12 protein-coding genes are annotated in these 12,205 nt (G+C 61.4%); 8 read left to right on the top strand and 4 right to left on the bottom strand.

Annotated elements, in window-relative coordinates:
* Positions 1–119 precede the first annotated feature (119 nt).
* From ACE04I_RS07015 to ACE04I_RS07005, 3 genes are all read right to left on the bottom strand, one after another.
* Complete coding sequence (locus tag ACE04I_RS07015) at positions 120–725, bottom strand: nucleoside deaminase (RefSeq protein ID WP_137326685.1); 606 nt, start codon at positions 723–725, stop codon at positions 120–122.
* A 19-nt stretch (positions 726–744) separates the two neighbouring features.
* The gene (locus tag ACE04I_RS07010; protein WP_487206814.1) at positions 745–2,232 is read right to left on the bottom strand and encodes a nucleobase:cation symporter-2 family protein; all 1,488 of its coding nucleotides are present in this window, start codon (positions 2,230–2,232) and stop codon (positions 745–747) included.
* A gap of 156 nt (positions 2,233–2,388) precedes the next feature.
* A complete protein-coding gene (locus ACE04I_RS07005; protein WP_280950076.1) occupies positions 2,389–2,511 on the bottom strand; it encodes a hypothetical protein in 123 nt (40 codons plus the stop codon).
* 190 nt (positions 2,512–2,701) lie between these two features.
* Between ACE04I_RS07005 and ACE04I_RS07000 the strand changes: the two genes are divergently transcribed.
* From ACE04I_RS07000 to ACE04I_RS06965, 8 genes are all read left to right on the top strand, one after another.
* Entirely contained in the window at positions 2,702–3,373 is a 672-nt protein-coding gene (locus ACE04I_RS07000) for a response regulator transcription factor (RefSeq protein ID WP_487206813.1), read from the top strand.
* Complete coding sequence (locus tag ACE04I_RS06995) at positions 3,373–4,710, top strand: sensor histidine kinase (RefSeq protein WP_487206812.1); 1,338 nt, start codon at positions 3,373–3,375, stop codon at positions 4,708–4,710. The genes ACE04I_RS07000 and ACE04I_RS06995 overlap by 1 nt, the downstream gene beginning before the upstream one ends.
* Before the next feature lie 217 nt (positions 4,711–4,927).
* Positions 4,928–5,725, top strand: a complete 798-nt coding sequence (locus tag ACE04I_RS06990; RefSeq protein WP_245282164.1) for a DUF3313 domain-containing protein — start codon at positions 4,928–4,930, stop codon at positions 5,723–5,725.
* Between the two features lie 83 nt (positions 5,726–5,808).
* Complete coding sequence (locus ACE04I_RS06985) at positions 5,809–6,666, top strand: MurR/RpiR family transcriptional regulator (protein ID WP_487206811.1); 858 nt, start codon at positions 5,809–5,811, stop codon at positions 6,664–6,666.
* Positions 6,667–6,747: 81 nt separating this feature from the next.
* Positions 6,748–7,860, top strand: a complete 1,113-nt coding sequence (locus ACE04I_RS06980) for an ABC transporter substrate-binding protein (protein ID WP_487206810.1) — start codon at positions 6,748–6,750, stop codon at positions 7,858–7,860.
* Between the two features lie 52 nt (positions 7,861–7,912).
* Positions 7,913–9,646, top strand: a complete 1,734-nt coding sequence (locus ACE04I_RS06975) for an ABC transporter permease (RefSeq protein ID WP_487206809.1) — start codon at positions 7,913–7,915, stop codon at positions 9,644–9,646.
* 11 nt (positions 9,647–9,657) lie between these two features.
* Positions 9,658–10,698: an ABC transporter ATP-binding protein gene (locus tag ACE04I_RS06970; RefSeq protein ID WP_046796563.1), complete on the top strand. Its 1,041-nt coding sequence runs from the start codon at positions 9,658–9,660 to the stop codon at positions 10,696–10,698.
* Positions 10,695–11,294: a histidine phosphatase family protein gene (locus ACE04I_RS06965; protein WP_046796562.1), complete on the top strand. Its 600-nt coding sequence runs from the start codon at positions 10,695–10,697 to the stop codon at positions 11,292–11,294. The genes ACE04I_RS06970 and ACE04I_RS06965 overlap by 4 nt, the downstream gene beginning before the upstream one ends.
* 31 nt (positions 11,295–11,325) lie before the next feature.
* Here ACE04I_RS06965 and ACE04I_RS06960 read toward each other — a convergent pair whose 3' ends face one another.
* Positions 11,326–11,979 (bottom strand): TetR/AcrR family transcriptional regulator, encoded by a 654-nt coding sequence (locus tag ACE04I_RS06960; protein WP_046796561.1) that lies wholly within the window; start codon positions 11,977–11,979, stop codon positions 11,326–11,328.
* Positions 11,980–12,205 lie beyond the last annotated feature (226 nt).

The raw sequence follows: 12,205 nt of genomic DNA, 5'->3' as shown, positions 1-12,205 counted from the left end.
CGACGACACCAGCCCCTTTCGGCTGGTGTCGTCGCTTTATTTGAAACCGCCGCGCAGAAGATTCAGGGGCTCGACAGGCAACCGGGTGCCCGATGACGCGAGCCCCCGTCAGCGGCGGGTCAGTTAAGAGGGATGGCGTTGCCGTCCTTGCTTGCCTGATACACTTGTGAAAGCTGATCGTACTTGCGGCTGATCGCGTCAGCGCGTTCCTTCAGCTGCTCACGCTGGGGCTCCGGCATGCCGTCGATGAGTTCGCGGATCGAGAGCGCTCTCCAAAAGGCGTTCCTCCTCTTGTAGCCGCCCGGCTCAAGCGTGAAGACCTCCTTGAGGATCTTCAGGTCGTGAGGAATGGAGAACATGTCGCGCGAATCTTCATGGCTGAAGAAATAATAGAAATTGTCGAAGCCCGCCCATGTAATCGCCGAAAGACACATCGAGCAGGGCTCGTGGGTCGAAAGAAAAATGAGGTCGCGCGTGTCCGGCCGCTCAGCCTCCGCCATTTCATAGAACCGCTTCAGGGTATGCACCTCGCCGTGCCATAGCGGGTTCTCTGTTTCGTTGTTGGTTTCGACGAGCACCGTCGAAAGGTCAGACTTCCTGAGCAGCGCGGCGCCGAAGACCTTGTTGCCGGCCGCAACGCCCACTTCGGTGGCGGGGATGACGCCCTTTTCCATCGTGGTGAGCAGGGCGTCCAGAAGACCGTTCGTTTCTTCCTGTTCAGTCATTTCCATTATTCCTCGAGAGCTAATGCGCTTCGGAAGGTATCAGCGGCACTTCGACACCCTTGGCGTTGTAAAGTTTGCCGTTCAGGAAATAGTCGCCGTCGTGAAGGACCGCGATGTCCTGATAGCGGATCGTCCGTTCGCTTGCCGCCACGAACACCGATTGCTGATCCGAATTGCCGGTGGTGAAATGGTTGAACAGCAGGTTGAGGCAGATCGCCATCAACGCGGCGGAACTGATTCCGGAATGGAAGATGGTCGCCACCCAGGCAGGGAAATGCTCATAGAAGCTCGGAGAGGCGATCGGGATCATGCCGAAGCCGATCGAAGTGGCGACGATGACCAGGTTCATGTTGTTGTTGTAATCCACCTTCGACAGGGTGCGAATCCCGCTAGCGGCAACCGTGCCGAACAGCACGATGCCGGCGCCGCCGAGAACGGCGCTTGGAACCGCCGCGACAATGCGGCCCATCACCGGCAGGAGGCCGAGGGCGACCAGGAAAACCCCGCCAGTTGCCACCACGTAGCGGCTCTTGACGCCGGTCACCGCGACAAGCCCGACATTCTGGGCAAAAGCGCTTTGCGTGAACGAGCCGAACACCGGCGCGATGATGCTCGACAGCATATCGGCTCGAAGACCATCACCCAGTCGCCGCGAATCCACCTTCGTCTCGACGATCTCGCCGACGGCGAGAATATCGGCCGACGTCTCCACGAGCGTCACCATGATGACGATGAACATGGAAATGATGGCGGCGATCTCGAAAGTCGGATAGCCGAAGTGGAAAATCGTCGGGAGGGCGAAGAAGGGACCGTCGGGCACCTGCGAGAAGTCGGCCATGCCGACGACAAAGGCGATGACCGTTCCGATCACCAGCGCCAGCAAGATGGAAAGCCTCGATATCGACGGACTTCCGAGCTTGCTGAGTACCAATACGATCACCAATGTCACAGCAGCCAGTTGGATATTGGCCGGGCTGCCGAAGTCCGGCGAGTTCTTGTTGCCGCCCATCGCCCAGAATGCGGCGACCGGCATGAGCGTCAGTCCGATCGTCGTCACGACGATGCCGGTGACGAGCGGCGGAAAGAAGCGCGTGATCCGCGAAAAGACCGGTGTGATGATCAAGCCGATCAGGGAAGCGGCGATAACCGCGCCGAGAATGGATTGAATGCCGCCATTCCCCGAGATCGCGATCATGGTCGCCACGCCGGAAAAGGAGACGCCCTGAACGAGCGGCAGACGACATCCGAAGAAAGGCAGTCCCAGGGTTTGAAGAATCGTGGCAAGCCCGCCGGCAAAAAGCGAGGCCGTGATAAGCAGGCCCACTTCACCTGCATTCAGCCCCGCGGCCTGCCCCAGGATCAAAGGTACGGCGACGATACCGCCGTACATGGTGAGAACGTGTTGAAGTCCATATGCTAAGTTGGCTCCAATGCTGAGCTTTTCGTCTTCCGGCCGCGCATCCTGTGCCATTTGCTCTTCAGCGTTTGCCAAGGTAATCTCCTCCATACCTTTGCGATCGCCGCCTTTCCTCCAAGGCGGAAGCGAACGATATCGCAGCGAGAAGAGCAAGCCTTACAAAAAAAAGGCGAAACACCTTCAGGGATTCCTGGCATCTCCAGCAACGCAGGGAGAGAGATCGACCCTCGACCCCTCCCCTTGCCCCTACATGGCAAACCGCTCTGCCAGAAAAATCAGCATGAGCACCGGCCCGCCCAAAAGCGCGACCAGCAGGATCGAGGATAGGAGAAGGCCGCCCAGCAGGCGCAAGACTGTTTTACGGTTCATATTTCTTGCCTAAGCCGATCACCGAGGTCCGTTTCAGGCGGTCGCGTATTCCACGGCCGACGAACCCGTTACTAGGTCCTGATCCTGGGCTTCAACAATTGCGGCAGCATTACCTGATGGTCCTTCTTTCCCCGTAATGCTGCCGCAACCTTCGCGGCAGACAAGGACGGGACCGTAGGGGCGATGGACGATGAGACTTCTGTTGATAGAGGACGAGCCGGAATTGGCGAACGCGCTGTCGGCGGCGTTGAAAAAGCACGGGATCGTCACCGACCACACGATACATCTCGATGACGCATTCGAGCTGACGCGTCAGAACGATTACGATGCGATCCTTCTGGATCGCCGCCTGCCCGACGGCGAAGGACTGACCTTCATCCCGAAGGTAAGGCGAGCAGGCACCGAAACACCGATCATCGTGCTGACGGCGAGAAACGAACCACTGGAGCGAGTGGAAGGGCTGGACGTCGGCGCGGACGATTATCTCGGCAAGCCCTTCCTGGTGGAGGAGCTGATGGCGCGCGTGCGTGCCGTGCTGAGACGCCCGTCCAGTCTGGCGGAACCGAGCATCGCTGTCGGGCGGATGGTAATCGACCCGTTGCATCTGAACGTAACAATCGCCTCCACACCCTTCGACCTACCCCGGCGCGAACTCCTCGTGCTCGCGGCACTTGCCAAAAGAAAAGACAAAACCGTTCTTCGGTCGACGCTCGAAGCGGCGGTCTACAATTACGAGGAAGAAATTCAGTCCAATGCACTCGACGCGCATATTTCCAGGCTGCGGAGACGCCTGCAGGATGCCGGCGCCGGCGTTGCGATCCACAATATCCGGGGCGTCGGATATCTCCTGAGGGAAGAGTGATGCGTCTCGCGGACAGAACAAATCCATCGCTTTGGTGGAGACTGAGCTGGCAGCTCAGTCTGGTCATTATCGCTGTCGTCGTCGCAGTCATCATCGGGCTTTGCATCTGGGCCACCACGGTCGTCTCACCGAATGTCGCCAGGGAAGATACGATTACCGCTGTCATCGCGGGAGCGGTGGAGCCTGATGCGCAAGGCAGGCTTCAGCTTCGCGAAACACCTGAACTCAAGGCGCTCAAGCAGGAGCATCGCAGGCTTTGGTATATCGTAGCGACAATCGACGGGACTTCCGTTTCCTACGGCGTCGTCCCGCAAGTCTACACCGAGATCGCACACCTGACGCACCTGTTCCAGGATGCGGATCTACGAGGATCAAAGAGCACAACTGAGATCGCGTCGATCGAAAACGTGGAGACGGTGGTCGGAGAAGTCCGAATTCTGTTTGGCGGCTTCAACGACTTAGGCTGGCCCGCTCTGGCGCTTCTCGCCAGGAGCTATCCGATCTACATACCTTTGGTCGCAATCGCCGTGCCTACCATTTTCCTCAGCGTCTTCCTTATCGTGAGGCATGCGGTGGCGAGGGTGAGTGATGTCGCTCAAAAGGCGTCGGAGATCGAACCGCGCCGGCCGGAAGCGCGCCTGCCGGTGGACGGCATCCCCAAGGAAATCGCACCGCTCGTGGTGGCGTTCAACGGAACGCTCGGGCGGCTTGAGGATGAGTTCAGGAAGCGCCAACGCTTCTTGATCGATGCGGCGCATGAACTGAGAACGCCGATCGCGATCATGCAGACGCGGATCGACGGCATGCCCGAGGGTCAGGAGCGCAGGCGTTTGCTGGACGACGTCGCACGCTTGGCGGAAACCGCAGAACAGCTCCTCGATTTCGAGCGCAACGACCAGGCGAGCGATCTCCATGAGGCGGTCGATCTCGTCGAGATCGCACGGATGATCGTCGCGGATCTCGCGCCGCTGGCAATTGCCGCTGGATACCAGATCGCCTTTCAAAGCGACGTGGAGAGCCTTGAACGCAATGGCAACCGTCCCGCCCTGCAAAGCGCCATCGGCAATCTGGTGCGTAATGCCATCGATCACGGCGGCAACGAAGGAATGATCACCGTTTCGGTCTCTCGGGCCGGGATGGTTTCGGTGAGAGACGAAGGGCCGGGGATACCGGTTGAGCACCAGGAGCTGGTATTCGAGCCTTTCTATCGCGTCACGCCCAAAAGCAAGGGCGCCGGCCTCGGCCTGAGCCTTGTAAAGCAGATCGTCGCCAATCATCGAGGGCAAGTCAGTCTTAAAAGCGGTTCGACCGGAACGCAGGTGGCAATTGAGCTCTGATGGCCGGTTTGATGACCAGGCTTCTAAGCATTTCTGCGATTTCCATCTCTGTTCGGGTGCCCCTGTAATGTTGCCGCAATTCTTCATTCGCACTTTCGCCGCGGATCATCCCTCATGGAGACAGAGCGTGCGCAGCATTCCATCCAACAAATCACTTCTGCGACTTGTCGCGGCAAAGTCCTCGCCGTTGTGTCTATGCCTGGCTCTGCCGCTGGCGATGGCGATAAGCGGATGCACCTCGGTGCCCTTGAAGGAGGGCGGAACGCTTACCTCCTACAGCAATCTTGGTGCTCCAAAGGGGAAATTCTCCAAGAAACGGCTTTACGTCGATGGGCAAGGTCTCGCCGCCGTGAAGACGGCCAGCATCGTGCCGACGACCTTCTCCTTCAGCGCCGCGTCCCGCATCAAGTCGCAAGCCGATCGCTCATTGGTGTCCAACGCACTGGACCGGGCACTTTGCGTCGCGCTGAGCGACAGATACCAAATGGTGCCGGCCGGGCAGCCAGCCGATCTGACCGTCCGATCCGTCGTCACGGATATCGTTCCGACGAACAAGACAATGGCGGGCGTTGCAACCGTCGTGACCGTGGGCAGCAGTTTTGCCCTGCCCGTCAGCGTGCCTCGTCTGCCTTACGGCCTCGGCGGACTTGCCGTCGAGGCGGAGGCAGCCGACAACAGCGGCACGCAGCGCGCTGCGATGGTGTGGGCTCGCGGCGCAAATTCGATCCAGAACAGTCCCCGCGTTTCCGAGGTGGGAGACGCCTATGGTCTGGCGACGAAATTTGCCGGCGACTTTTCGAAGATGCTGATCACAGGCAAGGAGCCGAAAGGGCTGGATCTGGATCTCTCGCTTCCATCGCGGCAGCGGGTGCAGTCCTGGCTCGGCGGAAAGCCAAAATACGCCGCCTGTGACGCATTCGGCCGATCGCCCGGCTTGGTGGGAGCCGTGGCCAGCAAGTATGGCGCGCCGCCGCAATGGACCGAGAAGAAACCCAAGCCGTCCGTAACGCACTGAAGCCCACAGAAAGAACGTCTCGAGTTGATTTTCCCCGCGCGACCGGTTAGCCCGTCTTTTAGCAGAAACCGGTCGCATCACCTATGTCATACGCCCAGCGAACCAAGGCACTCGTAGAGCGTGTTCAGGAAGTCGCGGCCAGCCTGACCGAAACGGAACAGCGGCTGATCTCCGAACTCCTGAAGGCGCCGCGCGAGATCGCGCTCGGAACCTCCAGCGAATTTGCCGCAAGGCTGGGCGTACATGAAGCCACGACATCGCGCCTGTCGCGTAAGCTCGGCTTTACCTCATACGCGCAGTTCCGCGCTCACCTGCGCGACGAATTCCTGCGCGATTCAGCTCCGGCCAGTCGGATTTCGGCAACCCTCAGCGATACGCGATCGCAAGGTTTCCTCCCCCTTTTGATCGAGCAGGAGCTCGCGGCCCTGGCCGCGGTTTCCGACCATGTGACGGACGACCAGATCATCAAGGCGGCTACCCTGCTCGACCGCGACAGGGTACTCATCTACGGGCATGGAAATGCGGAAACGCTGGCGGTGCTGATGGAACGCCGGCTGCGCCGGCTCGGCACCACGACACAACGGCTGACCGGCAACCGGCGCGACCTTGCCGAGCAGATGCTGACGGTCGGGCCGAAGGATTGTGTGCTGCTCTTCGCCTTCCGCCGCCAGCCGCCGGACTACACCCATGTCATGGAAATAGCCCAGGAGATGAAGGCGCCGGCCCTGGTCATTTCCGGAACGATCGGCCCCTCGCTGCAGCCGAAGCCCGATCTCTTGCTGGCCGCGCCGCGCGCCGGCAGCCGCGACAGCTATCAGACGCTGACCGTTCCGATGGCACTTTGCAACGCTGTCATCCTCGCACTCGCAGATCGCAAGGGAGCCGATGCGCTCGCCAAACTCGATCGGCTTGGCGAGCTCATAACAAAATTTGAGGGGTGATTTGCAAGTAAACTTGCACGTCATAAAAATGTAGCAAGAAAACTATACATGGGCTATATATCCACCCAAGAGGAGACGCCCATGTACAAGATACTTGCACCGCTCTGCGCGCTTGCGCTGGCGACCACAGCCCATGCCCAGGATCTCGACAGCCAATCCACCGCAGAATTGCTGCCTCAGGCGCAGAAGGAAGCCAAGGTGACGGTCTATGCCTTCACCAGCCGCATCGGCCGCGTCGAGAAGGCCTTCGAAACCGCCTATCCGGGCATCGACATGGTGACCTTCGACATGTCGTCGACCGAGCAGATCGCCCGCATCAAGAGCGAGGCCGCCGCCGGCGTGGCAGGCGCCGACGTCATTTACATTTCCGATGCCCCGGTCGTGCTCACCGAACTGCTCAGCCAGGACCTCGTTGCACCCTATGTGCCGCCGCGCGTCGCCGGTGACCTGCCCGAACACTTCAAATCCCCGCTTCTGGCCCAACGCCTCTCCACCAAGGTGCTGATGTATAACGAGGAAGCACATCCGGACGGCTCGCCGGTCAAGAACATCTGGGCTCTCACGACGCCCGCATGGAAGGGCCGCGTGATCATGGTCGATCCGCTGCAGCGTGGCGACTATCTCGATCTCATGACGGAGCTCGTGCTGAAGTCGGACGACATGGCCAAGGCGTACGAAGCCACGTTCGGCAAGCCGATCAAGCTTGGCGCCGGCATCGAAAACGCCGGAGAGCAGTTCATTGCCGACCTGTTCGCCAACGATCTGGTGCTCGTCGGCTCCACCGACGACGTCAACAAGGCGATCGGTGCCAAAGGCCAGCAGAACCCGCCGATCGGCTTCACCAGCTATTCCGACCGTCGCGACAACGAGGACGAAGGCTGGGCGCTGCAGGTTGCAAACGACGTGGAGCCTTCCAACGGCATCGTCTTCCCGGCCTTCCTCGCGCTCAATCCGAAGGCAGCCAATCCGGCCGCCGCACGGCTCGCCATCGACTTCATGATGGGAGACGAGAGCGAAACCGGCGGAGACGGCTTCAAGCCCTTCTATGTCGCCGGCGACTGGCCGACCCGCACGGATATTGCCCCGCATCCCGATGCCGTTCCGCTCGCCGACTTCAAAGGCTGGCAGATCGACCCCGCCAAGACGGCAAAGATCCGTGCCGAAGTCGCCGACTTCATCCTCGCGCTGCAGTAAATCCTGATAGGCGGAGCGGGCGCGCAAGCGTCCGTTTCCTCCGGAGCTCCGCATGACAATCCCGCTTCGCCGCCTGGGCTCGCCCCTCGCACGTCACGGCCTGACCATCGCCATGGCCGTGATCCTCATCGCTTTGGTGGCCGCTCCTCTCGTCACGATCCTCATCCAGACCCTGCAGCCTGCATCCGGTGCCGCAGCATGGATGGATGTGCTTACGGGCCGCCTTTCCCAAAACCTGTTCTGGCGCCCGACCGCCAATACCATGATCATCGGGCTGGGAGTTGCCGCCGGTTGCGTGCTGCTTGGCGGCTTCCTCGCCTGGCTGGTGGTGATGACCGATATTCCCGGCCGACCAGCCGTCGCCTTCATGGCCACCCTTCCATTCATGATCCCGAGTTTCGCGACCGCGCTCGCCTGGGGCAGCGTCTTCCGCAACGGCCGTGTCGGTGGCGGGGGCGGGCTGCTCGAAGGTCTCGGTTTCAGCGTACCCGACTGGCTTTCCTGGGGCATGGTGCCGACGATCGTCGTACTCATCGCCCACTACTATGCGCTTGCCTTCACCGTCATCGCCGCAGCGCTCGCCACGGTCAACGGCGATCTCGTCGAGGCGGCGCAGATGACCGGAGCCTCGCGCAAGCGCATCCTGCTGGGCATCGTCCTGCCGGTGGTCGCCCCGGCCATCATCGCGGGCGGCTCGCTCGCTTTCGCAGGCGCAGTGTCGAACTTCGCGGCCCCTGCCCTGCTCGGTCTGCCCGTTCGCATGCAGACCCTATCGACCCGTCTGTTCGGCATGATCGAGATCGGCCAGACGGAACGTGGCTACGTGCTCGCCATCCTGCTGATCACAATCTCCGCGGTTTTTCTGGGATTTGGCAACCGGATCCTGAACAGCCGGCGCAGCTTCGCCACCATCAGCGGCAAGGGGGCCAGGCCGCGCCGCTTCTCCCTTGGCGGCGCAAGGCTGCCGTTGGCGATACTTGCATGGGCCATCTGCATCCTCACCACCATCCTGCCAATCCTGCTTCTGCTTGCCGCAAGCCTTGCTCCGTCATCGTTGTCGCTCTTCTCGGGCTGGTCACTGCATTACTGGATCGGCCACTCCGATCCCGCTTTCGCCCGCGGCCAGCCCGGGATTTTCCACAACCCGCAACTGATCTCCGCGCTCACGACGACGGTGATGCTCGGAGCGATCGTAGCTGTCGCCGCTAATCTTCTCGGCATTCTCATCGCGGTCGCGCTCACCCGCCAGAAAGTGCCGGTGCTGAGCAATCTGGTGTCTCAGATGAGCTTTCTGCCAATGCTTTTGCCCGGCATCGCCTTCGCCGCCGCCTACATAGCTCTCTACGGCGCCCCGATCGGCCCGCTGCCGGCGCTCTATGGCACGAAGCTGCTGCTCGCGCTCGCACTGACCGCCGCCATGCTGCCTTTCGCGGTGCAGACCGGGCGGGCAACCGTGGCACAGATCTCCGGCGACATCGACGAGGCCGCCCGCATGACCGGCGCGGGGTTCTTCCGCCGACTGGGAGCGATCACCCTGCCGCTTGCCATCCGCGGGCTTGCGGCCGGCCTGCTGATCTCCTTCGTCAATGTCATCGGCGACCTGGCGATCACCATCCTGCTCTATACACCGACGTCACCGATGCTGGCGGTCCTATCCTACAGCTATGCCTCGGACGGCTTTCACCAGTTCGCCAACGCGGTCACACTCGTCATTCTCGTCATCTCCATGCTGGCCACCGGCGCCGCCACGCTGCTGCACGGCCGCCGGCGTCAGAACTTTGCCTGAGGCTCCGCCCCGTGATTTCGCTCAACCAGGTCTTCAAATCATTCGCAGGCACCAATGCCGTCGACGACGTCAGCTTCTCGGTGCCGGAGGGCGCCTTCCTGGTGCTGCTCGGCCCGTCCGGCTGCGGCAAAAGCACCATGCTGCGCATGCTGGCGGGGCTCGACCAGCCGACCGGCGGACAAATCCGCTTCGGCGACACCCTCGTGGCCGACGGTCAATCCGGCTTCGCCCTTCCGCCCGCCAGACGCAATGCCGGCCTCGTCTTCCAGTCCTATGCCCTCTGGCCGCACATGACGGTGGCCGGCAATATCGAATGGCCCCTCAAGGTGGCAAAAATTCCCCCTGAGGAACGACGAAGCCGGATCACGGCCGCCATGGAAATGCTCGGCATTTCGCAATTCGCCGACCGCTATCCCGGCGAGATCTCCGGCGGCCAGCAGCAGCGCGTGGCGCTGGCCCGCATGATCGCTCCCCGGCCGAGGATCATGCTCTTTGATGAACCGCTATCCAATCTCGACGCCACGCTGCGCGTCGAGATGCGGCTGGAGCTCCTGAAGGTCCATGCCGCAAGCGGCGCCACCTCCGTCTACGTCACGCATGATCAGGTCGAGGCGATGACGATGGCGACGCATGTGGCGGTGATGAACCGAGGGCGGATCGAACAGTTCGATGCGCCCGAACGCCTGCTTGCAGACCCGTCTTCGGCTTTCGTCGCCGGCTTCGTCGGCACGCCGCCGGCCAATCTCATTCCGATAGCCGACGGCAAATGGTTCGGCACCATGCCCGACCCGGGCCTGCCCAATGTCACGGGACACGCCATGGTGCGCCCCGAGACGATCTATCTGGTCGATAAGCCAGACCCGCGCACGCTGACCCTTACACTTGCCGAAATCGTGCCCATGGCCGGCCGCCGCCTGGTGACCGGCATCGCCGACGGCATCCGGATCACCGCGATTTCGGACGACGCGAACCGAATTCCGCCGGAGCTGCACTTTCGCCTGCCAGCCGCGCCGGCGGCGATTTTCGATAGGGAAGGAAACCGTATTTCATGAAACGCATTCTATTGGTGCGACACGGCGAAAGCGAATGGAACGCTGTCCGCCGCCTGCAAGGCCAGGCCGATATCGGACTTTCGCAACGGGGCGAGCAACAGGCCTGCGCGCTGGGCCCGATGATCGCGACCTACAATCCCGACCTCGTTCTCACATCCGACCTGAACCGCGCGGCAAGGACCGCTGCATTGCTCGGCTATCCGGATGCGATCAGGGAACCCCTGCTGCGCGAGCAGAATGTCGGAGCGTGGACGGGCGCTAAGATCGCACACTTGCTGGCGGAGACACCGGACGACTATGCAGGCTGGCGGGCCGGAACCTTCGCCCCGGAAAACGGGGAAATCTGGGCCGATTTCCGCGCCCGTGTCGGGCGCGCAATGAAGCGCGCGATCGAAGCGAAGGAAGAGACCGTCTTGCTCGTCTGCCATGGTGGCGTGATACGCGCCGCGCTCGACGGCGCGCTCGGGCTCCCGCCGGCCCGCATCATCCCGGCCGGCCCCGCAAGCCTCACGATCCTCGCTTTCCCGAAGGACGACGCGAGGCTCGAAGTCTTCAACGCCACCACATTCGCGCCGCTGCTCGACGCACCGGACTGAGCCCGACCTGGCATGATAAAAGACGCTGTGTTCAGCGATCTGGCTCCGGGGCGGTGAGGTAGCTGATCACCGCGTCAGAGATCAATTTTTTGTGGCGATCGTAGAATTCCGGAGCGGAAAGATCGCGGCGGAAGATCGTCCCGAACGTATACCTGTTCGACACCCGGAAAAAGCAGAAGGCGCTGATCAGCATATGAATGTCGACGGGATCGGCGTCCCGCAAGAACGTGCCTTCGGCCACGCCTCGCCGGATGATGGCTTCGATCATCTCGATCACAGAGACGTTCAGGTCACGGATCGCTTCCGAGCGCAGCATATGCGCCGCATGGTGGATATTCTCGATGCTGACGAGGCGCACGAATTCGGGATTGGCCTCGTCATGGTCGAAAGTCGTCGAGATCAGCGTCCGGAGCGCCTCTTCCGGCGGCAGGTTGGCGAGCTCGAGATCGGCTTCCAGCGTGCGGATCTTGCGGTAGGAACGCTCGAGGACGGCGAGGTAGAGCCCTTCCTTGCTCCCGAAATAATAATAGATCATCCGTTTGGAGGTACGGGTCTTTTCGGCGATCGCATCGACCCGCCCGCCGGCCAGGCCGTGCGTGGCGAACTCCTCCGTAGCGACGTCCAGAATGTCCTCCTGGGTGCGTTGCGGATCGTTTTTTCTGCCGTTCTCGCGCTTCGCCGCCATCCTCAACGCCGCTTTCGTTTTGCCTGTCGCCTGCCTTCGGTCGAGAGATGCCGGCGAGCCTGAATCTGCTCACTCTTTATTTTCTGCATCTTTTCCAAAGTCATAGCGGGCTTACCGATAGCTTTCAATAGATGCCGCTTGACATACTCACTAGTTCGTACATTTTGATGAGATGTCAGCCGGTTCCTGAGGAGGCGACCGGTGACGGAGGGCATCTTGTCAAGGT

It is taken from the genome of Rhizobium moroccans, assembly GCF_057559155.1.
Note: the sequence above shows the minus strand (reverse complement) of the source record. Positions and strands in the feature narration are given on the sequence as shown.

Coding starts and splice junctions, on each gene's coding strand:
- ACE04I_RS07015 (WP_137326685.1), bottom strand. CDS start 725: ATGACTGAACAGGAAGAAACGAACGGTCTTCTGGACGCCCTGCTCACC.
- ACE04I_RS07010 (WP_487206814.1), bottom strand. CDS start 2,232: ATGGAGGAGATTACCTTGGCAAACGCTGAAGAGCAAATGGCACAGGAT.
- ACE04I_RS07005 (WP_280950076.1), bottom strand. CDS start 2,511: ATGAACCGTAAAACAGTCTTGCGCCTGCTGGGCGGCCTTCTCCTATCC.
- ACE04I_RS07000 (WP_487206813.1), top strand. CDS start 2,702: ATGAGACTTCTGTTGATAGAGGACGAGCCGGAATTGGCGAACGCGCTG.
- ACE04I_RS06995 (WP_487206812.1), top strand. CDS start 3,373: ATGCGTCTCGCGGACAGAACAAATCCATCGCTTTGGTGGAGACTGAGC.
- ACE04I_RS06990 (WP_245282164.1), top strand. CDS start 4,928: ATGGCGATAAGCGGATGCACCTCGGTGCCCTTGAAGGAGGGCGGAACG.
- ACE04I_RS06985 (WP_487206811.1), top strand. CDS start 5,809: ATGTCATACGCCCAGCGAACCAAGGCACTCGTAGAGCGTGTTCAGGAA.
- ACE04I_RS06980 (WP_487206810.1), top strand. CDS start 6,748: ATGTACAAGATACTTGCACCGCTCTGCGCGCTTGCGCTGGCGACCACA.
- ACE04I_RS06975 (WP_487206809.1), top strand. CDS start 7,913: ATGACAATCCCGCTTCGCCGCCTGGGCTCGCCCCTCGCACGTCACGGC.
- ACE04I_RS06965 (WP_046796562.1), top strand. CDS start 10,695: ATGAAACGCATTCTATTGGTGCGACACGGCGAAAGCGAATGGAACGCT.
- ACE04I_RS06960 (WP_046796561.1), bottom strand. CDS start 11,979: ATGGCGGCGAAGCGCGAGAACGGCAGAAAAAACGATCCGCAACGCACC.